A 20,961-nucleotide genomic window follows, 5' to 3' on the forward strand; every position below is an offset into this window, starting at 1 on the left:
GCCGTTTCACCAGGTGCCTCCGAAAGTCAGGAACGCGCTGTTGGTTTCGTCCAGATAGGTACTGAACGCATGCTGGAACTCGATGCCGACACTGTTCTTGTGCCGGTACGCATCGTACTCGGTCTGGCCGTACCAGAAGTTCCAGCGGACACCGATGCCGGCGCGGAAATCGTTGCTGTCGCCGTCGTCATGGATCAGGTTGTACTGGACATGCGCGTAGGGTTCGATCGTCTGAGCCTTGCTGAAGACCTTCTTGTGATAGCTGAGCCGGTAGTCGGCCGTCGCCGCCGTGCGTTGCGCCTTGATGTAATACGCTGCGTCGAGGTAGAGGTTCTGCGCCACCCAGCCGCGGCCCGACGCGTGCCAGTCGTCGCTGAACTTGCCGTCGTTGAGGAAGGATGCGCTGGCGCGCAGCATGTAGTCGAACTCGCCGTCGCCGCCGCGATCAAGCGGCATCTGCGCCTCGGCCGACAGGAACAGGGTCTGGGTTCCGATCGGTTTCCAGCGCAGGCCGACGCCCAGCATCGGCGAATAGATCGGCAGCGCGTCGTAGGCGTCGTCGCTGCTACCGCCGCCGGCGAAGATCCGCGCATACGCTTCCAGTGTCCGGCCGTTGCGGATCGGCGGATCGCCAAGACGGTAGGCGGCTTCGACCTGCGAATAGGCGCGGTACGCCGTTCCCGGATCGGCCGCATTGCCGATGCCGCCGCTGCTGGTGCCGCTGAAGGCCCCGGCGCTGAACGACCAGCGCCGGCCAAGGTCTTCGTGCAGCCTGCGGAAGCCGAACCGCTGGTCAAGCACCTCGTCGGTGAGTTCGTCCGCCGGGTAGGCGTTGAGCTCGTCGATCACCTGCCGCGCGTAGGCACGTGCCGCGTTGTTGTCGGCCAGGCGCTGGTTTGCGTAGACGAGCTGCTGGACGACGGCCGGGTCGTCCGGGTAGCGCTGGCGCACCTGTTCGAGCAGCTCGCGCGCCTTGGCCGCATCGCCGGCGCGCCAGTAGGCGTAACCGAGCGTGAGCTTCAGTTCGGGGTCGTCGGGCGCCAGCGCTTCGGCCCGCTGCAGGCTGCCCAATGCCGCCTTGTCGTCCCCGGCTGCGCCTTGCAGCGCCGCCAGCCTGACGTAGTAATCGGTTTCCGGATGAAGCGCGATCGCCTTCTCGAGCGCGTCGCGCTGCCGCACCGGGTCGGCCTCGGCCTGCGCCCGCAACGACCAGTAGCGGTCGCTCCGGTCGCCGCCGTGCACGACGTAGGCATCGAGCCAGCGCGTCGCCTCGGCCGTGTCGCCGGCGCTGACCGCGGTCGTGGCCGCGGCCATCAGCTCGGCCGGTTTGAGCTCGTCCTGCGGCAACGCCTGCCACGCCTGCAATGCCGTCGGGTAGTCCTTGGTCGCGAAAGCCTGGTAGGCCAGCGCCCGCGTGGCGTCGCCGCCGGGATCGCGCAGATCGGCCTCGGCATAGCTGTACTGCGCAAGCCCCGGCGCCGGTTCGCGATAGCAGTCGCCCAGCAGCATCCACGCGTCGCGCTCGTACGCCGGTGACAGGTCGCCCAGCAGCGTGCGGACCTGCTTGCAGTCCTTCAGTCCCGAAAAGATCGCCGCTTGCCGGCTGCGCTGGCCAACCGTGTCCAGCGGCCGCGCCAGCCTGGCCTTGTCTGCTGCGTTCAGCAGACCCGGTGCCTCGGTCACCAGCTGGGCCAGGCGCTGTTCCAGCGCGGCGCGGCGCAGCGGCGGCGTATCGGTGTACGGATAGGCATCGAGCAGCAGCCGGGCAGCCTGCTTTTGTCCGCCGGCCTGCATCAGCTGGTAGCTGAGCGCGTCCAGCAGGGCCGGATCGTTGCCGCGTTCGCGCAACAGCGCCGATGCCTGCTTGCCGGCCTGATCGAGCTGCCCGCGCCTGAGGCTGAGTGCAAACCGCTCGTTCAGCAACTGGTCGGCCGGCAACTGGTCGAGCAGCCGCAGCGCGGCCGCGTCATTGCCCTGCGCGATCAGCCTGGGCACCAGCACTTCGGCCTGATCGCGGCGGTTGCCGGCATAGCGCGGAACATACGCCGCGTAGCGGGCGTCGTCGCGCTGCAACAGGCTCATCCATTGCCGCTCGTCCGCGGCGCTCTGGAACGCCGGCTGCTTGCCCGCCATGAACCGCATCAGCCCGGCGTCGTCGCGCTGGCGAGACAGCGCCTGCGCATAGGCCAGTTGATCCTGCGCCCGGTGCGCGCCCCCCTGGTCGAGCAATGCCTGCGCCTCGTCGAGCCTGCCCTGGCCCAGCAGCAGGTTGAGCCACTGGCTGCGTTCGCCGCCGGTGAGCCGGCCCGCCGACTGCAGCGCCGTCAGTTGCGCTTCGGCCCGTTTCCAGTCCTTCAGGTAGATCGCCCTTTGCACCAGCGCGCGGCGCAAGGCAATGCCCTCGGAGCTGGCGGCAAACCCGGCATCGTCGAGCTCGGCCTGCGCCTGCGCCAGTTGTCCGCGCCGCAGCGCGGCGTTACCGGCGATCGAACGGCAAACCGGTGTTCTTTCCTCGCTGCAATCGGCTGCCGGCGGCGCTTGGGATGCCTGCGGTGCCGGCGCGCCGTCGGCGAGCTGTGGCATGGCCTCGGGCTCGTCGTCGAGCGGCGTGACCGGCTTGAGCCCTTGCAGCGCCGCCAGCGCCGAGGTGATGCGGGCATCGTTCGGCGTGCGCTGCCGCGCCTCTTCGAGCACGACTTCGGCGCGGTCGGGCTGGCCGGTGCGCTCGTAGGCATTCGCCAGATACAGCGCGATGGTCGCATTGCCCGGCGCCAGCCGCCGCGCCGATTCGAATTCCGTGATCGCGCGGCTGTCGTCGCCGCGCTCCAGCGAGGCAAAGCCCTTTTGCAAATGCGGGTAAATGATGAAGCGGCGATAGCTGCTGACCTCGTCGCCAAGGTCGAAGTTCTTTTCCACCGCGGCGAGTGCCGGCGCGGCCAGGGCCAGCGCCAGCAGTGCGGGCAGGAGTTTCATCGTTGTATTCATGCGGCCGCCGCCGGACGGAGTGAATCGATGGCATCGGCGCCGATGCCCTGCTGCTGCAACAGCGCCGCCATGCTGGGCTGCAGCTCGCGTTGCAGTCGCAATGCCTCGTCGAGCGTCGCCTCGCTGATGACGCCTTCGCTGACCAGGAACTGGCCGAAGCTCAGCTCGCTGCGCTCGTGCCGCAGCAGCAGCGCATTCAGTGCCGCGGGGCCGATGTGGCCCAGCGACATGAGGATCTCGGCGAACAGCACCTGCTTCGGTACGAAATCCTGCCAGAGCTGCTCGGCCTGCTGACGGGTCAGCAGGTGTGCGGCAACCGCGTCGTCGAGCAGCGCGCGCGGGTCATCCTGCGGCGCGCGGACGTACCAGCGGCGCAACCCGACGGTCACCTGCCCCTTGGCGGCGATCACGTAGCGCACCGGCCTTGCCAGCTTGCGCGACAGCGCCGCCAGCGAAACCGGGTCGATGTCGGATTCGCTGGCGACCACCAGCGTCCCGCCCTCCTCGCGAATCGGCAATACAACGTAGTGCAGCGCAATCGACGCCGGCACCTGTGCAATCAGCGATGCCGGCAAGGCATAAGCGTCGACCGCTTCGTAGTCGACGTGGCTTTGCGCGGCCACGGCCCGGGCCAGCTGTTCGGCGGTGATCACGTTCTCGTGCACCAGCCAGCTGCCGACACGAAGGCCATGGCTGCGGTGCACCAGCGCGGCATCGAGCTGCGCCTGCGCCAGCACGCCCTGTTCGATCAGGATCTGCCCCAGCGGATGGCGGGCGCGGTTTTCACCGCCGACGCTCGGAAAGTCGTGGGTAGTCTTGTCCCACGCAACCCGGCGCGGATCGCCCTGGGCTATGATCTGACTCAGCGCGCGCCAGTTGGCGAGAAAGTTGATCAGGTTGTCCCAGAACAGCCGCGGCAATGCCATCAGCCCCTGCGCCAGGCCGTAATAACCGGAGACGAAGATGATCCGCTGCAGCATCCGGTTGCTCATCAGCAGGAAGTTGATCCACAGCAGCCCCACCAGCCAGCGGTCGCCCTCGAAGATCGACAGGAAATGGTACGCATCCGGCCACAGCCGCTGGTACAGCCACAGCGCCAGCAGTTGCAGCAGGATCAGCGAGGCGATGAAGCTGACGAAGTTGCTGATCGCGCCCTTGCGGTCGCGCCACAGGAAGTAGTTGAGCGTCCAGTTGCTGGTCCAGCGGTGGGTCTTGAAGCCCTGGTAGACGATGCCGATGATCCAGCGCGACTTCTGCCGTACCGCTGTCTGCAAGGTATCGGGAAAGTACTCGCGCACGCAGATCACGTTGGACGATCGCCGGCTCTGGCCGAGCAGGCCGCGGAAGTTGGACGACTGCTCCGAATCCCTGATCACCGGGAAGCGCACGAATACTTCCTTCATGCCCTTTTCCTTGAGCCGGAAGCCGATGTCGTAGTCTTCGGTCAGGCTCTGGACGTCGAAGGCGATGCCGTCGCCGTCGGCCAGCAGCGCCAGGACCGCGCGACGGCTGAAACAGGTGCCGACGCCGGCGCTGGGCACCTGGCCGGCCAGCGCCTCGCGCACCGGCACGTCCTTGCCGTGCAGTTCGGCGAACTCGTCGAGATAGGACAGGCTGGTGAAATTGGTCCATTCGCGCTCGAACGGGTAGACCGGAATCTGGATCAGATCCTTGCGCTCGACCAGATAGTTGAACAACCGCAGCTCCATGTCCGAGATCACATCCTCGGCATCGTGCAGGATGAAGCCGACGAACTCGAACTTGGCGCTGTGCTCGAACTGCAGGATCGCGTCGAGCACGTTGTTCAGGCAATCGGCCTTGCTGGTCGGCCCCGGCCGCGCGCACACCACCTTGTGGACATTGGGAAAGCGCGCGCACACCTCGTCGACGTCGCGCTGGGTATCCGGATCGTTCGGATAGGTGCCGACGAAGATGTGGTAGTTCTCGTAGTCGAGCGTCGTCGCCGCCAGTTCGGCCATCTTGCCGATCACGCCGGTCTCGTGCCACGCCGGCACCATGATCGCCAGCGGCTTCTCGGCCGGCTCGTACAGCGCCTTGTAGTCGAGGTAGTCGTTGCTGCGGTAGACGGTGACCACCCGCCAGCCGCGGCGCAGCCAGTAGACGATGTCGATGAACAGATCGTCGATACCGCTGACCAGCATCATCACCGCCACGGTGACCGCCAGCAGCTTCAGGCCGTACAGGTAGGTCGAAAAGAGATCCAGCAAGGTCATGGGCAAGGTTCCGCTCAGGCGAAGTCCGGCGCCTGGTTGTGCGGCGTGTAGGCCAGCCCCTTGCGCAGCGCGGCGACGATGTAGTCGCACGACTTGCCGTCGCCGAACGGATTGCCGGCATGCTGCATCGCGCGATACGCCGCTTCATCGCTCCATAGCGCTTCGACCTGCCCGACAATGACGTCGCGCCGGGTACCGACCAGTCTGGCGCAGCCGGCCTCGATTGCCTCGGGGCGCTCGGTTTCGTCGCGCAGCACCAAAAGCGGCACGCCGAACGTCGGCGCTTCTTCCTGCAGGCCGCCCGAATCGGTCAGCACCAGCCACGCATCGGCCAGCGCCTGCTGCATCTCGAGGTAATCCATCGGCGCGGTCAGCTTCACGTTGGCGACATGGCCGAGAATCGCGCGCACCGGCTTCTGGATCACCGGGTTCAGGTGGACCGGGAACAGCACGTCGAGCTCGGGGTGGCGGGTCGCGATGTCGGCGATCGCATGGCAAATCTCCTCGACGTCGTTGCCCCAGTTCTCCCGCCGGTGCACCGTGACCAGCATATGGCCGCGACCTTCGGCCCGGCGGCTGATTCCCCGGTTGGCCATCACCCACTGCTGGGCGTCGACGACGGTGTTGCCGGTCAGCGTGACGTGCTTTTCGGCGATGTTCTCCTTGAGCAGCGCGTCGCGCGCGCGCTGGGTCGGCGCGAAGTGAAAGCGCGCCACACGGCCGATCATCTGCCGGATGCCCTCCTCCGGGAACGGCCGGTCCGGATTGTAGGTACGCAGCCCGGCCTCGACGTGCGCGACCGGCACGCGGTGATAGAAGCCCGCCAGCGCGCCGAGGAAGGCGCTCTCCGTATCGCCCTGAACGACGACCAGTGACCAGGGCTGGCTCGCCATCACCGCTTCGAGCTGCTCGCGGCAACCGATGCTGAAATCGGCCAGGCTGCTGCCGCGCCGTTCGAGCATGATGTCGGGGACGATATCGAAGCACGCGAGAATCTGCTGCGCCATCTCGCCGTGCTGGCCGGTGTGCAGCCAGCGGACGTTCGCGCGGGTGTGGGCCTTCAGCGCGTGGTACAGCGGCGCGATCTTGATGATTTCGGGGCGGGTCCCCGAAACGAGCAGAATGTCTTGCATGAACGCTCCAAAAGCCATCAATACAGTTTACCGGCCAATCTGCCGGCAGCCTGACGCTGACGCGTCTTTACCAATAAGGCGCTTATACCATGGGTTCTCAACGCAACTAAATTCCGGCTTTCCCCAGCAGTGGAGGCACTCGCTTTCACCGGTTCCAGCATGGCACAAGCCCCGCCCCAGCGCAGCCTTTCACCCTTTCCAAGAGAAACGACGAGCAGGTTGCAGGTATGGCAAGTATTTTGACATTTAATGCCAGAAGCAAAACAGGCAAATAGTTACCGGTAACACTTTGATGTCCGTCAACAGTGAAAAAGCAAGAAGCCGCGACGGATGCGCGGCTTCTTGCTTTTGGGGCCAGCAGGCGGAACTAGCGGCCAGCCATGTTCTGGATGATCGTTTCGACATCCTTGGGCTTGTAGATCGCGTCGCCGGCACTCGCGTACACCACGAGCTTGCCCTTGGACATCATGCCGACTTCGAGCTGACGCCTGGCCACGTCGATCAGCAGGTAGGCGCTGCCGTCGCCGGCCGCGTGCTGCTTGTTGCCGGTGGCGTACAGGACGCCCTGCTCCCGCTGCAGCGGTCCCTGGGTCGCCATCCATTCCTTGAACGTCTCGAACCGGCTGCCGAGCAGACGCTTGAGCTCCGGTGCGATCGGGCTGACATCGGTGTAGAGCCCGACATCGCGCGGATACTTGCCGACAAACTGTTCCAGCGACCGCCAGTCGTTGCCGTTCAGCGTTGCGGCCTGTTCCTTGAGCGCGTTCCGGGCCTTTTCCTTGAGCGAGTCAACCGCGGCGCTGGCGTCGATCCCCATTCCGGCCAGCGTTTCGTTGGCGTCGTTCTTGGCCTTGTCGAGCACCTGCTGCGCCTGGCTGCCCGCCTGCTTCAGGGTTTCGGCCACCACGGCCGACGCGGCCTGCTGGGCAATCGGCTCGGCCTTGTCGCAGGCAGCCAGCCCGAGCGCCAGCGGCAACAGCAGGAAGTAAGACACGCGCATCGTTCACTCCTTATCGGTATTCAACAGGGATTGGTGGCCGGCGCCGGGCGCAAGTTCCCCGCCGGCCACCTTGCAACGCAGGCGATCAGCCTGCGGCAACGATCCGCAGGTGCCGTGAAGCCTTCACGGGCCAGAATTGCATGCAGGCCGGCCGGCAACCGGGCTTTCGTCGGCCCAAGCGGACGGACGGGCCATCCGGACGGGGCAAAGTGTGCCCGGCGGGGCGCACAGGCGTATACATGAAGAATACCCAGCGATGCATCAGGGACGGAGCAGCATCTCGACATGGAACAGGAGCCCGATCATGAGCCGGACATATATCGATTGTCGCGATTACCCGGGCAGCGCCTGCTCGGTGAAAATTTCGGCCGACAGCAAGGATGAACTCCTCAAGGCCGCCATCGAACATGCCGTGCACGCACACGGCTACGACGACACCCCCGAGCTGCGCTCGCAGCTCGCCGCGATGTTCAAGGATGAACCGGGTAGCGCCGAAACCCGCCTGGCGGCCTGACACGCCAGGGTCAGCCCATCCGCGGAGGCAACCGGAACCGGTTGCCTCTTTTTTTGAATGTTCCATTCAGAACAAACAGTTACCGTCGTTGTGAGCTTGCTCACAAGCCTTTCTGCGTGCCGTGGGTATGCTGGCATCAGGAGTACACGATAAAGGCAAGGCAGCAGTGGCTGCCGCCGGCCGGGCCAACACCGGCAGTACGTAGAAAGGAGGTACACATGAAGCACATCCTGATTCGCAGCGTCGCCGCGGCGGCACTGTTCGCCGGCACGCTCGTCGCGGCACCGGCGCAAGCACGGACCAATGTCGATATCGACATCGGCATCGGCATCCCTGGCGCCGTCGTCGTCCGGCCGGCACCGGTCATCGTCGCCCCGCCGCCGCGCCCGGGCTATGTCTGGGTCGAGGGCGGCTGGATCCAGGCGCCGCGGCCGTACTGGCGTGACGGTTACTGGCGCCGCGCCGAATTCCGTCCGGGCCCGCCACCGTGGGTCTATGAACGCCATCGCTACTACGACGGCTACCGCGACGGTTACAAGCGCGGCAAGTACGACAAGCGCCGCCATCACCGCGACTGGGACGATGACGACTGAGTCGCCCCCGAGTCAACGCGCCGCACTAGACTGGTATTCAAACCACCGGGAGCCGCCCATGGATACCAGCCCCCACACGCTGGCCGTGCTGTTCAAGCAGCTCGGCCTGCCCGACGATGCCCACAGCATCCGCCAGTTCATCGCCAGCCACCGTTTGGCGGCTGGCGTCAGCTTGCCCGACGCGCCGTTCTGGGCGCCGGCGCAGGCCGAATTCCTCGCAGAAGCGCTCGACGACGATTCGGACTGGGCCGAAATGGCCGACGAGCTGGCCGCGCTGCTGAGCGATTGAGCCCCGGACGACTTCAGCCGCCGAAGGTATTGCAGTCCTGCATTCGGCCGGAGTCGAATCCGCGCTGCAACCACTGCATCCGCTCGGCGGCCGAGCCGTGGGTGAACGAGTCGGGTGTCACGCTGCGGCCGGCATTGCGCTGCAGCGTGTCGTCGCCGATCGCCTGCGCGGCAATCAGCGCATCCTGCAGGTCACCGGCTTCGAGCAGCCCGCGCGACTGCGCGTGATGCCCCCAGACCCCGGCGAGGCAGTCTGCCTGCAGCTCCTGCTTCACCGACAAGGCGTTGGCGGCCGCTTCGCCCTTGCCGCTCTGCAACTGCCTGACCTTGCCGGACACGCCGATCAGGTTCTGCACGTGATGGCCGACCTCGTGGGCAATCACGTAGGCCTGGGCGAACTCGCCCTTGGCACCGTAACGCCGGCTCAGTTCGTCGAAAAATCCGAGGTCGAGATACACCTTGCTGTCGCCCGGGCAGTAGAACGGCCCGACGGCCGAACTGGCCTGGCCGCACGCCGACGCAACGCCGTTGCGGAACAGCACCAGCGTCGGTGGCCGATAGGTGCCGCCGTTTTCGGCAAACAGCCTGGTCCAGGTGTCCTCGGTATCGCCGAGCACCCGGGCGGTAAACTGCTTGCCCTGATCATTGTCGCTTGGCGCGGCGGCCTGCTGGCTGACCGACCCGCCGCCGGTAAACTGCGACACCAGCCCGAGCATCTCGATCGGGTTCTTGCCCAGCAGCAGGCTGATCACCACGACGGCGATAATGCCGCCGATTCCCAGCTTGAAGCCGCCGCGGCCGCCCTGCCCGCGCCGATCCTCGACGTTCGCGCTCTCGCGCATGTCCTTCCAACGCATCGTCTCCCCCCTGCCGGCATACCGGCCTCATTCACCATAGCTTTGCCGTCGTCACCGTGCCGCCCGCCCGAGCGAATCGAGCAGGCCCGGCAAGGCCAGCGCCAGCGTGACGCCGCGCAGCACCATCAGCACCATGAAGGCCATCCACAGACCGTGATTGCCGAAGTGCTGCGGCAAGGTCGTGACCGCAAGTGCAAAACCCGCCAGCGACAGCAGCATGCCACGCATCAGCGCGCCGGTCCGCGTCGCGCCGATGAAGATGCCGTCAAACAGGAAGCCCCACGCCGACACGAGCGGCGCAACGATCACCCATGGCAGGTAATGGCTCGCGGTCGCGCGCACCGCAGGCTGGTCGGTCAGCACGGCGATGATGGCGGTACCGAGCAAGGCATAGGCGAGCGAGAACACCACGGCAACCCCCAGCGACCAGACGAGCGTGGTCCGTATCGTCCGCAGCAGCAGATCGCGCCGCCGTGCACCGACCGCGCTGCCGGCCAGCGCCTCGGCCGCATGGGCAAAGCCGTCGAGGCCGTAGGCCATGAAGGTCTGGAAGTTGAGCAGCAGCGCATTGGCCGCGAGCACCGCATCGCCCTGCGCAGCGCCGGCGCGGGCAAACCAGGCGAAACCGAGCAACAGGCAGATGGTGCGGATGAAAATGTCGCGGTTGATCGCGACCAGCCGCCACAAGGCGGCGCGCTCGGTCAGCACGGACCATGCCGGCAGCACGAGGTGCCGGCGCAGCAGCAGCGCGCCGGCAACGAATCCGAGCAGGTCGGCCGTCGCCGTCGCCGCGCCGATCCCCGCCACGCCGAGACCCGGCCCGTAGACATAGGCGAACACCGCCAGCGCATTGACGATATTGATCCAGATCTGCAGCACCAGCGCCGCGCGGACCCGCTGCATGCCGAGCAAGAAGCCGAGCACCACGTAGTTGCCGAGCGCGAACGGCGCGGCCCAGATCCGCGCACCGGCATAGTCCGCGGCGTGGGCCTGCACCTCGGCGCTGCCGCCGAGCAGGGACAGGCCGGTACCGAGCAGCAAGGGCCTGAGCAGCAGCAGGGCCGCGCCAAGGCCGAAGGCCAGCAGCAGCGCCCTTGCCAGCGTCGCGCCGAGTGCCGCGGTGTCGCCGGCGCCATGCGCCTGCGCGACGAGGCCGGTCGTCCCCATTCGCAGGAAACCGAAGCCCCAGAACACGAAATTGAGCAGCAAGCCGCCGAGTGCGACGCCGCCGAGGTAGGCCGGATCGGGCAGATGGCCGGCGACCGCGGTGTCGACCGCCGTCATCAGCGGCTGGGTCAGGTTGGCCAGTACGACCGGCACCGCCAGTTGCAGCACGCGGCGGTGCCAGGCAGCGGCATCGCCGGCGGGAGGAAGGAGTGTAGACATGGGCGGGAGACCAACGGCGGATGCCGGATTGTCGGTGCCCCGCCCGCCGGCGGCAAGTTACCAGGTCAGGTGAACGCTGCGGCTCCCTTGCTTGGCCACCTGCAGCATCCGCTGCTGCGGCCGCTCATCGAGGGTCGCCACCAGTTGGTATTTGCCCGGCTTGAGCTTCATGTAGAAGTACGGGCCGTCGGCGGTTGCATCGACGACCGGCTTGCCCTTGGCGTCGAGCACCTGGATATGCGCATTGGCGAGGTATTGGCCCTGCTTGCCGGTCAACAGCAGCCGGACGTTGTAATCGCCGGCCGCGGCACGGATCGCGCTGGCCTCCTCGTCACCGACCCCGCCACTGATATAGGCGATGCCTTGCGCCGAGTGCTGCACTTCCGGCAAGGGCCCGGCCAGCGCAATGGCCGGCGTGGCGAGCGAAACAACGAGGGCGGTCTGGATCAACTGGCGTGGCATGCGCTTCATGGGCGGTCCTCCGTGATGGGCCTTCGCAGCTGAAGGCCCTGCACCGTGTGTCCGTCTCAAGCTAGCCGCGGTTCCGCTGAACCGTATTTTTTATTTGTACGGCTCAGACCGGCGGCATACCGCGCAAAGCGGGCAACAGCCGCGTCGCCAGCAGCGGCGCCAGCGCCACCGCCGGCGGCGCATCGAGGTCGAGCCAGTGCATCGCCTCGATTTCGGCCGCCAGCCTGATCTCGCCGGCCAGTTCGCCAAGGTAGACCGTCGCGTGGACAACCCGACCCGGCTCGTTGGCGGCGTCGGCGGTGAATTCGCCGAAACGTTGCAGCGACCCCGGTTCGACGGCGACGCAAAGCTCTTCGGCGATTTCCCTGGCCAGCGCCACCGCCTCGGCCTCGCCCGCTTCGGGCTTGCCGCCCGGCAGCATGAAGCGTTCGGTACCGCGCTTGCGCACGGTCAGCAGTCTGCCGTCACGCAGCACCGCCAGTGCCACCACGCGAATCGGCGCGGCGCTCATGCCGGTCAGCGCCGGCGGAACGACGCCGCGGCCGGGGCGTTGGCGTCCTTGTGACGGAAGCTGACCCGACCCTTGGTCAGGTCATACGGCGACATTTCCACCGTCACGCGGTCGCCGGCGAGGATGCGGATGCGGTGTTTGCGCATCTTGCCCGACGCATAGGCCGAAATCGTGACGCCATTGCTGAGTTCAACGCGGAAACGCGTATCCGGGAGCACTTCGAGTACCACACCTTCAAATTCGATCGAATCTTCCTTGGCCATGATGTTCCTGTGTAAACGGAGATAAACCCTCGTGCCGGCAATGCGGCAGCACCGCACCTGCACGCAGGCGCGAACCGGGACGGACGGCAAAAGGGGAAAATCGGGCCGGCATCAAACCCAACGCATGGGGCGGCCCTTGGGAAGGCAAGCCGGCATTGTACGCGCCACACCGGCCCCGGACCCAGCAATGTCAGCGGAATTGCCAAGGAAATATCACCGTTCGCGCTGCGCGCGGCGCCGGGCCAGCCATTCGTCATTTTCACGAACCGGCTCGAAAATTCCGCTTGCACCCCTTCCAAAACGGGGGTAAAAAGACAAGCGCAGGATTTTCAAGTAGTGACGTTGTCGGTATCCGTAGTGCCTCTGGCAGTACCTCGTATCTCCCCACATCCCTTGATTTCCGTGCACCTAGGGCTTTGCCCTGTTCTTCATCAACACCTGTTTCAAGCAAGGGATATTCTCATGGCTACCGGTACCGTTAAGTGGTTCAACGACGCTAAGGGCTTCGGCTTCATCACCCCGGACGAAGGCGGCGACGACCTGTTCGCGCACTTCTCGCAAATCAATTCGAACGGTTTCAAGACCCTGGCCGAAGGCCAGCGCGTGACCTTCGATGTCACCACCGGCCCGAAGGGCAAGCAAGCCTCGAACATCAAGGCTGCTTAATCGACCGCGGCGAGAGCCGCACTCGATTCGCTACGAAAAAGCCCGGCACCGCCGGGCTTTTTTGCGTCTGCGCCTAGGGCCTGTCGTCATGAGTTTCACGACTGCGCTGTGCCGAAAAAGGACCAGCCACAAGGCGCGCGACGCCAGCAATAACAAGTTATTGCCAAGGAGCGCAACGCAGTGGATGGGCATTTTTCGGCTCAGCCCTTCGGGTTCGGGGTATTTCGGGCGCCGCGCGGTGTCGCCAGCCACTTGCGGTACGCGTACCGCAGCGTGACTGGCTTCGTGCACGCCATCCCGAACTGCCCCGAACGCAGTCGTGAAACTCATGACAACAGGCCCCAGCATGCGGGGCTATGCTGAAATCTGCCCCAGCCGGAGAAACAGCATGAGCGAACACGTGTACAAAATGGTCGAGCTCGTCGGTTCGTCGACCCAGAGCTGCGACGAGGCGATCCGCAACGCCATCGCCAAGGCGGCACAGACGATCAAGAACATGGATTGGTTCGAGGTTGTCGAAACCCGTGGCCACATCGTCGATGGCAAGGTCGGCCACTGGCAGGTCACGCTGAAGGTCGGCTTCCGCGTCGACTGAGCGCCTAATCCTGCTGCGGCGTTGTGCTCGCTTGCCGTACCAGTTTACTGTCTGCGTTTCGGCCCCTAAAGGGCCCCTTGCCAGCACCGTTGCGCAGGATTTTGCTGGCCGCGCTAATCGGTGACCTTGCCGCGCATGGCCTTGATCGAACCGCGCTGGGTTTTCTTTTCGAGCCGGCGTTTTTGCGAGCCCCAGGTCGGTTTGGTCGCCCTTCTCGCCTTGGCGGTTTCCGTGATGCCGTCGACGAGCGCCTGCAAGCGCGCCAGCGCGTCGAGTCGGTTCTGCTCCTGGCTGCGCGACTGCTGTGCCTTGATCACGACAACGCCGTCCTTGCTGATCCGGCTGTCGTTCAGCGCCAGCAGTCGCGCCTTGATGAAATCGGGCAGGGACGACGCGCAGATGTCGAAACGCAGGTGAACCGCGCTCGACACCTTGTTGACGTTCTGGCCGCCGGCACCCTGCGCACGGATCGCGCTGAACTCGACCTCGTCGTCGCGAACGGCGTACGACTTCACGACGTCCCCGCCGCGGATGATGCGACCCGGCTCAAGGCTCGTTGGCGTCGAGGAAGGTCTCGCCGTCTTCGGCCTTGTCGAACTCGGCGCCGACCGGCGAATCGAGCAAGGGGATGATCGCTTCGTCGTAGTTGGCGACGATGTTGACGTCGACGACGGCGAAGTTCTTGCTGTTGTCGATATAGCTGTCGGATTCGAAGCCCGAGAGAAAGCGCCAGCCGCTGTCGTCGGCATCCTCGGGTTCTTCGCGGTACATGAAGCCGACGCCGCGTCCGTCGACGGTGATCATGTCGCTGACCACGCACAGCCCGCGCCCCGGGGCGAGTTCGCGGAGCTGGGTCTTGTCGAGCTTGAACTGCTTTTGCATGGCGATTTTCCATCGGGTGGCTTTGCCGGCAAGGATACGCGCTGGCGCGGGGGGCGTCATCGCCGCGGCATGCCTGAAAGACAGCGGCATAGGTGGAAGCCGCAACAGGCACGCTTCGCCGCGGTGCTAAGATCGACCGATAACGATAAAGATATGAATCAATCATGAGCAATCCGCTGTCCGGCCAGGGCGTGCTGCTGTCGGTCGTTGCCTCGGTCGTGTTCGCCGTCCTCGGCTGGTTCACCACACTGCTTTTGCCGCTGACCGGGCTGGAGATTTTTGCCTGGCGCGTCGTCTGGACCGTGCCGGGCATGATCGTCGTCGTCTCGCTGCTCAAGCACTGGGGCAAGTTCGGCACGACGGTTGCGCGGCTCCGGCACGAGCCGGTGCTGTGGCTGGCGCTGCCGGTCGGCGGGTTCCTGCTTGGCGTGCAGCAGTGGCTGTTCATGTGGGCGCCGCTCGAAGGCCGCCTGCTCGAGGTCACGCTCGGCTATTTCCTGCTGCCGCTGGTGATGGTGCTGGTCGGCTACCTGTTCTATGGCGAGCGCCCGGGCAAGCTGCAGTGGCTGGCAGTGGCGTTCGCGTGCGCCGGCGTGCTGCACGAGCTGTGGCTGACGCGGGCATTCTCGTGGGTAACACTGGTGACGGCGCTGGGCTACCCGCCCTACCTGATGCTGCGCCGCGCGGTGCGGCTCGATCCGGTCAGCGGCTTCCTGCTCGAAACGCTGGTGATCGTGCCGTTCGCGCTCTGGCTGATCGTCACGCATCCGCTGGCCACCGATGCCCTGGCCATCGCGCCTGAGCTGTGGCTGCTGCTGCCCTGCCTTGGCGCAATGACGGCGATTGCGTTTGCCTGCTATCTGGGCGCCAGCAAGCTGCTGCCGATCAGCCTCCTGGGCATTCTCGGCTACGTCGAACCGGTACTGCTGTTCGTGATCTCGCTGATCTTCCTCGCCGAGCCGTTCAGTGCCGCCGGCCTGGGCACCTATGTGCCGATCTGGATCGCGGTGATGCTGACCTGCAGCCACAGCGCGATGACGCTGGCCCGCCAGCGGCGCAGCACACTCAGCGCTTCTTCGCCGACACCCACATCGTGATCGTTGCACGCACGACGACCTGACCGGCCGCGTCGGTCACGTCGACGTTGACCGGCAGATCCTGTCCATCGCTCCAGACCGGCGGCTGCGTCACCGTCGCCACCGCACGCAAACCGGTCTCGGCCTTCTTCAGGTAGCCGACCTGCATTCCCTTCGGAATCCAGCGGTGGCTGGCCGGGATCGTGACATCGGTCATCGTCCCGGCCGCCAGCTCGGCCATATTGCACATCGCGATCGCATGCACGGTGCCGATGTGGTTGAGCACCTTGCGCCGTTTGGCAATGGTCAGCTCGCAGCGGCCCGGCTCGAGCCGCTCGAAGCGCGGCGAGATCGAACCGAAGTACGGTGCCTTGAAACACACCAGTCGTGAAAACAGCCAGCGTCCGGCCGGCAGCCGGGAACAGCGCTGCCACAGGTTCAGGATCGCGTTGCTGCGGGCCATGTCTCGTCCTCTTTCCTTGTTGGAATTATCCGGCCAGCATTGCACAGCCGGCCTGCTGCGCCGATGCGGGCGCGCGATGATACAGCCGTTTCAAACAGGCCACGCCGCAGCGGCGTTGCCCTTGCGCACAAGCCAGCGCACACTTTGCGCTCGCCTCCACCAGCCCGACATCATGACCGCACTCGACCAGCTCGCCGACGACATCCGCAACGCCCGCCACATTGCCGTGCTCTCCGGCGCCGGCATGAGCACCGAATCGGGCATTCCTGATTTCCGCTCGGCCAACGGCCTGTTCACCGGCAACCGCAGCTTTGCCGACGTGGTGTCGATCGACTACTTCATGGACGATGCCGCCGGCTTCTGGGCAGCATTCCGCGAGATTTTCAAGATCAAGCTGGCCGGCGGTTATCAGCCCAACGCCGGCCACACCTTTCTGGCCGCGCTGGCGCAGCATCACGGCAAGCGCGTGTCGGTACTGACGCAGAACATCGACGGCCTGCACCACAAGGCCGGCAGCGACGAAGTGCTGGAAATGCACGGCTCGCTGATGGGCGCGACCTGTTTGTTCTGCCACACCCGCCACGATCTGGCCTGGGTGCAGCAGCACGATGTGCCGCGTTGCCGCGGCTGCGGCATGGTGATCAAGCCCGATGTGGTGCTGTACGGCGAAGCGGTACCGCTGATCGAACCGGCGTTCGGGCTGGCCACGCAGGCCGACCTGCTGATCGTGATGGGTTCGTCGCTGGAGGTTGGCCCGGTGAACCTGATCCCGCTCGAAGCCCGTCGTGCCGGTGTGCAGACCGCACTGATCAACCTGTCGGAAACCCGCCTCGACCACGCCTTTGACGTGCGGATCGAAGCCGGCATCGGCGACACCTGCCGCCGGCTTGCCGACCTGCTCTCTTAGCGCCTGATCCGGATTGCCAGGCGCCTCGACCGGCGCCGAATGGGGGGGCCGGAGCCCCTTCAGCCGCCCTCGCCTGTCGGGCCATCGCACAAGGGGCCGCTGCGCCGGGTCGGCAGACGACCATCGGGATTGTCGAGCGATCCGGTCGTGCAAAGGGCTTCGATGTCTCGCCGGGTCGTCGAACGCACGACGGCATGGCTCGGCAGAACGCCTCGATCCGGCACGTCGCAGCCCGGCCCGCAAGGCCGTGCGGCGACGCTGGAAAATTTCGATCCACGCACTATGATCACCCCCAAGGCGAGGTCCGCACTTTGCCAATCTACGCGGCGTAGCTGCATCAGATGTTCCGGCGACAAACGGGGGAGAACGACATGGGACGGGCATTGAAGCTGGCTGTAGCAATGCTGTCGATGGGCCTGTGCGCTCCAGCCCTTGCGGCCCAGCAGACGGAAAGCGTCCGGCCGGTGGACGTCGAGATCAACAAGCTCGACTGGGAAAGCGATCGCCTGAAGAAGGCCGGGCAGTATGACGCTGCGATCGTCGCCTCGCGCAAGGCATTGCAGCTGGCGGAGGAGGCGGACGGCGCCAGCTCGGAGCGGGTCGGCCACCTCCTCACCCGAATCGGTTCGCTCTCTCTCGCCAAAGGCGACCGCACCGATGCCAAGGCCACCTACAAGCGCGCATTCGCGATCTTTGAGCAGAAATACGACCCGCGCCTGCCGGCATGGAGCTGCTACATCCCCGCGCTGATTGCCAGCCTGTCCGATAGCCTTCCCGAACTCGACGCCAAGATCGCCTATTACGAGCGCGGAGTCGCCTGTTACGAAGCAACGCCCAAGCCCGGTAACGCCAATTCGGTCGAGGCGGTATTCCAGCTCGCCTATTACTATCGCTACCGGCCGGAACGCGCGGACCTGATGGCCAAGGCCGCGCCGCTTCTCGATCGCTGGATCCAGATCGCCGCGCGCGATCTGGGGCCGGATCGGTACGAGGTCGCCCGGCTGCTGCGTGGGCGCGCCGAGATCTATGCCGCGGCTGGCGACACCGCCAACGCGCGGGCACTCCGCCTGCGCGCGCTGGCCGTGCTGTCGGCGGGGCCGGGCGCTGCAAAGGGCGACAAGGCCAAGCTGAAAGAGGAAGGGCAGGTCTTGCTGGCGCTGATGGACATGCATCGCAGGAGCAATATCGATGAAACCTATGTCGGCTATCAGGCGCGCTATGCGGCGGTGCTGGAGCAGACCGAAGGGCCGGCGAGCAAGCTGACGATTTCGGCACGCGAGCAACTGGCCTATCTGCGAGAGCAATTCCCCAACTGGCGCCCGCCGTCCGAGGCGTCGCCTGCGCCTGCGCCTGCGCCGGCTCCCGCGCCGGTGCGCCAGGCCGCCGTGCCGGCGCCGCTCAAGCCGTCCCCGGAACCGGCCGGCACACCACAGGCGCGGAGGCTGACGCCAAAAGACGGGGTGCTCAAGGCGCCGAAGGGCTATGAGCATATCAAGCCGGCGCAGATGTATTCGATCAGCATCGACGCGCTGGGCGATCCGCGCTGGATCGTCGCAGGCTCAAAAGCCGAAGCGATGCAGATCGGGAACCGGATGTACGGCTTCTATGACCGCTTCAACGGCTGCATGAGCCATTGCCCGGACACGATCGCGCTCGATTTCGGCTGGGTCGCGATCATCCAGGCGTTCCGGCCGGGCAACCCGAATTTGCGCGGCGATACGCGCAAGTTCGGCGTCTATGTCGCCTATGGCGCAACGTCGCGGCAGACCGCCATCGACGGTGCGCTGGCCGAGTATCGTGCAAAACGCGGCAGCGACGGACCGATCGCCCAGTCGATCCGCGTCGGTTTGGTGTCGGCACTCGACTGGCCGGCCATCGAAGCGGAATTCAACCGGACTGCGAAGGTCGGCAGCATCCCCAATATGGATGAGCTGAACTACAAGACCTTTTGCGACTGGGGGAATGTCCGGGAGCCCGACGGCAGGATAGGCCCCAACATGAACGCCGAGCCGACGACGGGCAATCTGGATCGGGATCCGGCCTGCCGAAACGATTACCGGCCCGGCGAGAAGCTTCCCTTGCCGGTGCTGACAACGGCCCGCCCGGCCCGCTGACGCCGAAGACCGCAGCGGGCCGATCCTGCCCTTCACACGCCGCATCGCAAGGCGATGACAAGGCTACGGACTCCCGGGTGTCAACCTCACCTAGCCGCGACGGGTGATGCTGGCAGGATCAATGCCGAACACCTGCGCCAAGGGCGCCGGCTGCTGCAGCAGGTCTGCCAGCGTATGGCGGCCGAGTTCGGCGTAGAACGCTTCCTGCGCATCGCGCAGCAGCCTGGTCAGCCGGCAGACGCCACCGATCCGGCATTGCGAATGTGCGCGGTCGAAGCACTCGACCAGCACGTCGCTGGTCTCGGTCAGCCGCACCAGCTCGCCCAGGTTCACCGTTTGCGGCTCCCGCGCCAGTCGCAACCCGCCGCCCTTGCCGCGCTGCGTCGCCAGATAGCCGTGCTGGCTGAGGAAGTGCACGACCTTCATCAGGTGGTTCGATGAAATCGCGTACGCGTCGGCCAGCTCGGCGATCGTCACCAGCCGCTCGCTCGCCAGGCCGGCGTACATCAGCACGCGCAGGCTGTAGTCGGAAAATCGTGTCAGTCTCATAAGGTGTATTTTACATATTGATTTTGCGTTGTGCGCCGTGATAATTTTGATGCATCAAAAATACACCTTATGAGGCACGGCGATGGCGATCACGCATGAACAGGTCATGGCAGCCCTCGCCGACGTCATCGACCCCGAGGTCGGCGAGGACATCGTTGCGATCGGGCTGATCTACGACGTTGCCATCGACGAAACCGCGATCACCGTCACGATGACGATGACCTCGGCCGCCTGCCCGATGGGCGATTTGATTCTCGAAGAAGTCCGCTTTGCACTGGCCGAAATCGCGCCGGATGGCGCCACCATCGACGTCCTGCTGGTCTGGGAACCCGCGTGGACACCGGGACGGATGACGCCGGCGCTGCGGCAACGCCTCGGCTGGTCGGAATGAAACGCCTGCCCTTCCTGCTGCTGCCGGTGCTGCTCTACCTCGCCATTGGTGGTGGTCTGGCCCGACTGGGGCTGGCGCTGCCGACCACGCTCGGTGCGATGGCCTGGCACGGCGCGGTGATGATCGGTGGCGTGTTCGGCGGGCTGATCTCGGTCGAGCGGGCCGTTGCCGCCAAGTCGGCATGGGCATGGATCGCGCCGGTGGCCGCCTTCACCGGCGCCATCCTGCTGCTGGCCGGCCGGATTGAAGGCATTGAAGCAATCACACTGGCGAGCGCGCTGCTGACCGCGGTGACGCTCACGCTGTGGCGCAAGCAGCCGCAGCCTTTCACGCTGCTGCTCGCGGTGGCGGCGGGATGCTGGCTGGTCGGCAACGGCCTGATGCTCGCCGGCGTCGACATCAATGCCGTGCTCGGCTGGTGGATTGCCTTTCTGGTTTTGACGATTGCGGCCGAACGGCTGGAACTGTCGCGGCTGACGCCGAAGCCGCCGCTGGCCGAAACGGCTTTCATCGCCATTGTGGCGCTGATGCTCGCCGGGCTGTTTGCGGTAGAGGCGCGGCTGATCGCCGCATCGCAGCTGCTGCTCGCCGGCTGGCTGCTGCGCTTCGACGTTGCCCGCCACACGGTCAGGACACGCGGCCTGCCGCGCTACATCGCGGTCTGCCTGCTGTCGGGTTACGGCTGGCTGATCGTCGGTGCACTGGCGCTCTGGGCCAACGGCACCCATCTTGGCGGCCGGTTCGACGACATCGCGCTGCACGCAGTCTTGGTCGGTTTCGTCATGGCGATGGTGTTCGGCCACGCGCCGATCATCCTGCCGGCGGTGACCGGCTGGCGGCTGCGCTACCACGCGGTGTTCTACCTGCCGCTGGCGTTGCTGCAGCTCGGGCTGCTGTGCCGGCTCGCCGGTACGCTGATGCAGGCCGCCGCGGCGTTGCAGCTCGGCGCCGGTCTCAACGGTGTCGCCCTGCTGGCTTTCGTCGTGACCGCCGTACTGCGGGTGCAGCACGGCCCGCGCAAACCCAATCGCTAAGCTTCGCGTGATCGCGACCGGGCAACGATCACGCGTTTTTTTCGCCCTT

At 65.8% G+C, this 20,961-nt stretch carries 23 protein-coding genes; 10 read left to right on the forward strand and 13 right to left on the reverse strand.

Features of this window, described 5'->3' with window-relative positions:
* Positions 1 to 6: 6 nt before the first annotated feature.
* The 4 genes from BJP62_RS04150 to BJP62_RS04165 all read right to left on the reverse strand — a co-directional run bounded on the left by BJP62_RS04150 (position 7) and on the right by BJP62_RS04165 (position 7,352).
* On the reverse strand, positions 7 to 2,973 hold the full coding sequence (locus tag BJP62_RS04150) for a tetratricopeptide repeat protein (RefSeq protein WP_168163792.1): 2,967 nt from the start codon (positions 2,971 to 2,973) through the stop codon (positions 7 to 9).
* A gap of 8 nt (positions 2,974 to 2,981) precedes the next feature.
* Positions 2,982 to 5,219 carry a cyclic di-3',5'-guanylate-activated glycosyltransferase NrfB gene (gene nrfB, locus BJP62_RS04155; protein WP_070526889.1) on the reverse strand — a complete coding sequence of 746 codons (2,238 nt, stop codon included), beginning with the start codon at positions 5,217 to 5,219 and terminating at the stop codon, positions 2,982 to 2,984.
* Between the two features lie 14 nt (positions 5,220 to 5,233).
* Positions 5,234 to 6,352, reverse strand: a complete 1,119-nt coding sequence (gene wecB / locus BJP62_RS04160; protein WP_070526892.1) for a non-hydrolyzing UDP-N-acetylglucosamine 2-epimerase — start codon at positions 6,350 to 6,352, stop codon at positions 5,234 to 5,236.
* A 367-nt stretch (positions 6,353 to 6,719) separates the two neighbouring features.
* Complete coding sequence (locus BJP62_RS04165; protein WP_070526895.1) at positions 6,720 to 7,352, reverse strand: hypothetical protein; 633 nt, start codon at positions 7,350 to 7,352, stop codon at positions 6,720 to 6,722.
* Between the two features lie 304 nt (positions 7,353 to 7,656).
* On the opposite strand from BJP62_RS04165, the gene BJP62_RS04170 reads away from it, so the two are divergent.
* From BJP62_RS04170 to BJP62_RS04180, 3 genes are all read left to right on the forward strand, one after another.
* A complete protein-coding gene (locus BJP62_RS04170) occupies positions 7,657 to 7,866 on the forward strand; it encodes a DUF1059 domain-containing protein (protein ID WP_070526897.1) in 210 nt (69 codons plus the stop codon).
* A 218-nt stretch (positions 7,867 to 8,084) separates the two neighbouring features.
* Positions 8,085 to 8,459 (forward strand): hypothetical protein, encoded by a 375-nt coding sequence (locus tag BJP62_RS04175; RefSeq protein WP_070526900.1) that lies wholly within the window; start codon positions 8,085 to 8,087, stop codon positions 8,457 to 8,459.
* Positions 8,460 to 8,517: 58 nt separating this feature from the next.
* Positions 8,518 to 8,748: a DUF2789 domain-containing protein gene (locus tag BJP62_RS04180; RefSeq protein WP_070526903.1), complete on the forward strand. Its 231-nt coding sequence runs from the start codon at positions 8,518 to 8,520 to the stop codon at positions 8,746 to 8,748.
* A gap of 13 nt (positions 8,749 to 8,761) precedes the next feature.
* On the opposite strand, the gene BJP62_RS04185 is transcribed toward BJP62_RS04180, so the two are convergent.
* From BJP62_RS04185 to infA, 5 genes are all read right to left on the reverse strand, one after another.
* Positions 8,762 to 9,604 carry a neutral zinc metallopeptidase gene (locus BJP62_RS04185; RefSeq protein ID WP_070526905.1) on the reverse strand — a complete coding sequence of 281 codons (843 nt, stop codon included), beginning with the start codon at positions 9,602 to 9,604 and terminating at the stop codon, positions 8,762 to 8,764.
* Between the two features lie 51 nt (positions 9,605 to 9,655).
* Positions 9,656 to 10,990 (reverse strand): MATE family efflux transporter, encoded by a 1,335-nt coding sequence (locus BJP62_RS04190; protein WP_070526908.1) that lies wholly within the window; start codon positions 10,988 to 10,990, stop codon positions 9,656 to 9,658.
* 57 nt (positions 10,991 to 11,047) lie between these two features.
* The gene (locus BJP62_RS04195; RefSeq protein WP_070526911.1) at positions 11,048 to 11,461 is read right to left on the reverse strand and encodes a hypothetical protein; all 414 of its coding nucleotides are present in this window, start codon (positions 11,459 to 11,461) and stop codon (positions 11,048 to 11,050) included.
* A gap of 103 nt (positions 11,462 to 11,564) precedes the next feature.
* Positions 11,565 to 11,972: an NUDIX domain-containing protein gene (locus BJP62_RS04200; RefSeq protein WP_070526913.1), complete on the reverse strand. Its 408-nt coding sequence runs from the start codon at positions 11,970 to 11,972 to the stop codon at positions 11,565 to 11,567.
* 5 nt (positions 11,973 to 11,977) lie between these two features.
* Positions 11,978 to 12,235, reverse strand: coding sequence for a translation initiation factor IF-1 (infA, locus tag BJP62_RS04205; RefSeq protein ID WP_070526916.1), 258 nt, complete (start codon positions 12,233 to 12,235; stop codon positions 11,978 to 11,980).
* Between the two features lie 462 nt (positions 12,236 to 12,697).
* Here infA and BJP62_RS04210 point away from each other — a divergent pair, with 462 nt between their 5' ends.
* Both BJP62_RS04210 and BJP62_RS04215 read left to right on the forward strand, forming a co-directional pair.
* Positions 12,698 to 12,901: a cold-shock protein gene (locus tag BJP62_RS04210; protein WP_070526919.1), complete on the forward strand. Its 204-nt coding sequence runs from the start codon at positions 12,698 to 12,700 to the stop codon at positions 12,899 to 12,901.
* Positions 12,902 to 13,289: 388 nt separating this feature from the next.
* On the forward strand, positions 13,290 to 13,496 hold the full coding sequence (locus tag BJP62_RS04215) for a dodecin (protein ID WP_070526922.1): 207 nt from the start codon (positions 13,290 to 13,292) through the stop codon (positions 13,494 to 13,496).
* Between the two features lie 113 nt (positions 13,497 to 13,609).
* Here BJP62_RS04215 and arfB read toward each other — a convergent pair whose 3' ends face one another.
* Together arfB and BJP62_RS04225 are read right to left on the reverse strand one after the other, a co-directional pair.
* On the reverse strand, positions 13,610 to 14,011 hold the full coding sequence (gene arfB, locus BJP62_RS04220) for an alternative ribosome rescue aminoacyl-tRNA hydrolase ArfB (RefSeq protein WP_070526925.1): 402 nt from the start codon (positions 14,009 to 14,011) through the stop codon (positions 13,610 to 13,612).
* A gap of 31 nt (positions 14,012 to 14,042) precedes the next feature.
* Complete coding sequence (locus tag BJP62_RS04225) at positions 14,043 to 14,378, reverse strand: DUF2185 domain-containing protein (RefSeq protein ID WP_070526928.1); 336 nt, start codon at positions 14,376 to 14,378, stop codon at positions 14,043 to 14,045.
* Positions 14,379 to 14,542: 164 nt separating this feature from the next.
* Between BJP62_RS04225 and rarD the strand changes: the two genes are divergently transcribed.
* Positions 14,543 to 15,475 carry an EamA family transporter RarD gene (gene rarD, locus BJP62_RS04230; RefSeq protein ID WP_070526929.1) on the forward strand — a complete coding sequence of 311 codons (933 nt, stop codon included), beginning with the start codon at positions 14,543 to 14,545 and terminating at the stop codon, positions 15,473 to 15,475.
* On the opposite strand, the gene BJP62_RS04235 is transcribed toward rarD, so the two are convergent.
* Complete coding sequence (locus tag BJP62_RS04235; protein ID WP_070526932.1) at positions 15,444 to 15,917, reverse strand: hotdog fold domain-containing protein; 474 nt, start codon at positions 15,915 to 15,917, stop codon at positions 15,444 to 15,446. The two genes, rarD and BJP62_RS04235, sit on opposite strands and share 32 nt — an antisense overlap.
* A 172-nt stretch (positions 15,918 to 16,089) precedes the next feature.
* Here BJP62_RS04235 and BJP62_RS04240 point away from each other — a divergent pair, with 172 nt between their 5' ends.
* A complete protein-coding gene (locus tag BJP62_RS04240) occupies positions 16,090 to 16,824 on the forward strand; it encodes an NAD-dependent protein deacylase (protein ID WP_070526935.1) in 735 nt (244 codons plus the stop codon).
* Between the two features lie 371 nt (positions 16,825 to 17,195).
* Positions 17,196 to 18,938, forward strand: coding sequence for a tetratricopeptide repeat protein (locus BJP62_RS18815; protein WP_145927102.1), 1,743 nt, complete (start codon positions 17,196 to 17,198; stop codon positions 18,936 to 18,938).
* Positions 18,939 to 19,028: 90 nt separating this feature from the next.
* Here BJP62_RS18815 and BJP62_RS04250 read toward each other — a convergent pair whose 3' ends face one another.
* The gene (locus BJP62_RS04250; protein WP_070526941.1) at positions 19,029 to 19,487 is read right to left on the reverse strand and encodes an Rrf2 family transcriptional regulator; all 459 of its coding nucleotides are present in this window, start codon (positions 19,485 to 19,487) and stop codon (positions 19,029 to 19,031) included.
* 106 nt (positions 19,488 to 19,593) lie between these two features.
* Between BJP62_RS04250 and BJP62_RS04255 the strand changes: the two genes are divergently transcribed.
* Both BJP62_RS04255 and BJP62_RS04260 read left to right on the forward strand, forming a co-directional pair.
* Positions 19,594 to 19,878 carry a metal-sulfur cluster assembly factor gene (locus tag BJP62_RS04255; protein WP_236943659.1) on the forward strand — a complete coding sequence of 95 codons (285 nt, stop codon included), beginning with the start codon at positions 19,594 to 19,596 and terminating at the stop codon, positions 19,876 to 19,878.
* Positions 19,875 to 20,912: a hypothetical protein gene (locus tag BJP62_RS04260; protein WP_070526945.1), complete on the forward strand. Its 1,038-nt coding sequence runs from the start codon at positions 19,875 to 19,877 to the stop codon at positions 20,910 to 20,912. Before BJP62_RS04255 ends, BJP62_RS04260 begins: the two co-directional genes overlap by 4 nt.
* Positions 20,913 to 20,961: the final 49 nt, after the last annotated feature.

The sequence above is a fragment of the Jeongeupia sp. USM3 genome (genome assembly GCF_001808185.1).
GTDB lineage: Bacteria > Pseudomonadota > Gammaproteobacteria > Burkholderiales > Chitinibacteraceae > Jeongeupia.

Excerpts from the sequence above, each read along its gene's own strand:
- BJP62_RS04240 (WP_070526935.1), top strand. The coding sequence starts at position 16,090 with ATGACCGCACTCGACCAGCTCGCCGACGACATCCGCAACGCCCGCCAC.
- BJP62_RS18815 (WP_145927102.1), top strand. The coding sequence starts at position 17,196 with ATGGGACGGGCATTGAAGCTGGCTGTAGCAATGCTGTCGATGGGCCTG.
- BJP62_RS04250 (WP_070526941.1), bottom strand. The coding sequence starts at position 19,487 with ATGAGACTGACACGATTTTCCGACTACAGCCTGCGCGTGCTGATGTAC.
- BJP62_RS04150 (WP_168163792.1), bottom strand. The coding sequence starts at position 2,973 with ATGAAACTCCTGCCCGCACTGCTGGCGCTGGCCCTGGCCGCGCCGGCA.
- BJP62_RS04180 (WP_070526903.1), top strand. The coding sequence starts at position 8,518 with ATGGATACCAGCCCCCACACGCTGGCCGTGCTGTTCAAGCAGCTCGGC.
- BJP62_RS04170 (WP_070526897.1), top strand. The coding sequence starts at position 7,657 with ATGAGCCGGACATATATCGATTGTCGCGATTACCCGGGCAGCGCCTGC.
- nrfB (WP_070526889.1), bottom strand. The coding sequence starts at position 5,219 with ATGACCTTGCTGGATCTCTTTTCGACCTACCTGTACGGCCTGAAGCTG.
- infA (WP_070526916.1), bottom strand. The coding sequence starts at position 12,235 with ATGGCCAAGGAAGATTCGATCGAATTTGAAGGTGTGGTACTCGAAGTG.
- BJP62_RS04210 (WP_070526919.1), top strand. The coding sequence starts at position 12,698 with ATGGCTACCGGTACCGTTAAGTGGTTCAACGACGCTAAGGGCTTCGGC.
- BJP62_RS04215 (WP_070526922.1), top strand. The coding sequence starts at position 13,290 with ATGAGCGAACACGTGTACAAAATGGTCGAGCTCGTCGGTTCGTCGACC.
- BJP62_RS04235 (WP_070526932.1), bottom strand. The coding sequence starts at position 15,917 with ATGGCCCGCAGCAACGCGATCCTGAACCTGTGGCAGCGCTGTTCCCGG.
- BJP62_RS04195 (WP_070526911.1), bottom strand. The coding sequence starts at position 11,461 with ATGAAGCGCATGCCACGCCAGTTGATCCAGACCGCCCTCGTTGTTTCG.
- BJP62_RS04200 (WP_070526913.1), bottom strand. The coding sequence starts at position 11,972 with ATGAGCGCCGCGCCGATTCGCGTGGTGGCACTGGCGGTGCTGCGTGAC.
- BJP62_RS04260 (WP_070526945.1), top strand. The coding sequence starts at position 19,875 with ATGAAACGCCTGCCCTTCCTGCTGCTGCCGGTGCTGCTCTACCTCGCC.
- rarD (WP_070526929.1), top strand. The coding sequence starts at position 14,543 with ATGAGCAATCCGCTGTCCGGCCAGGGCGTGCTGCTGTCGGTCGTTGCC.
- BJP62_RS04185 (WP_070526905.1), bottom strand. The coding sequence starts at position 9,604 with ATGCGTTGGAAGGACATGCGCGAGAGCGCGAACGTCGAGGATCGGCGC.
- BJP62_RS04190 (WP_070526908.1), bottom strand. The coding sequence starts at position 10,990 with ATGTCTACACTCCTTCCTCCCGCCGGCGATGCCGCTGCCTGGCACCGC.
- BJP62_RS04225 (WP_070526928.1), bottom strand. The coding sequence starts at position 14,378 with ATGCAAAAGCAGTTCAAGCTCGACAAGACCCAGCTCCGCGAACTCGCC.
- BJP62_RS04175 (WP_070526900.1), top strand. The coding sequence starts at position 8,085 with ATGAAGCACATCCTGATTCGCAGCGTCGCCGCGGCGGCACTGTTCGCC.
- BJP62_RS04165 (WP_070526895.1), bottom strand. The coding sequence starts at position 7,352 with ATGCGCGTGTCTTACTTCCTGCTGTTGCCGCTGGCGCTCGGGCTGGCT.
- BJP62_RS04255 (WP_236943659.1), top strand. The coding sequence starts at position 19,594 with ATGGCAGCCCTCGCCGACGTCATCGACCCCGAGGTCGGCGAGGACATC.
- wecB (WP_070526892.1), bottom strand. The coding sequence starts at position 6,352 with ATGCAAGACATTCTGCTCGTTTCGGGGACCCGCCCCGAAATCATCAAG.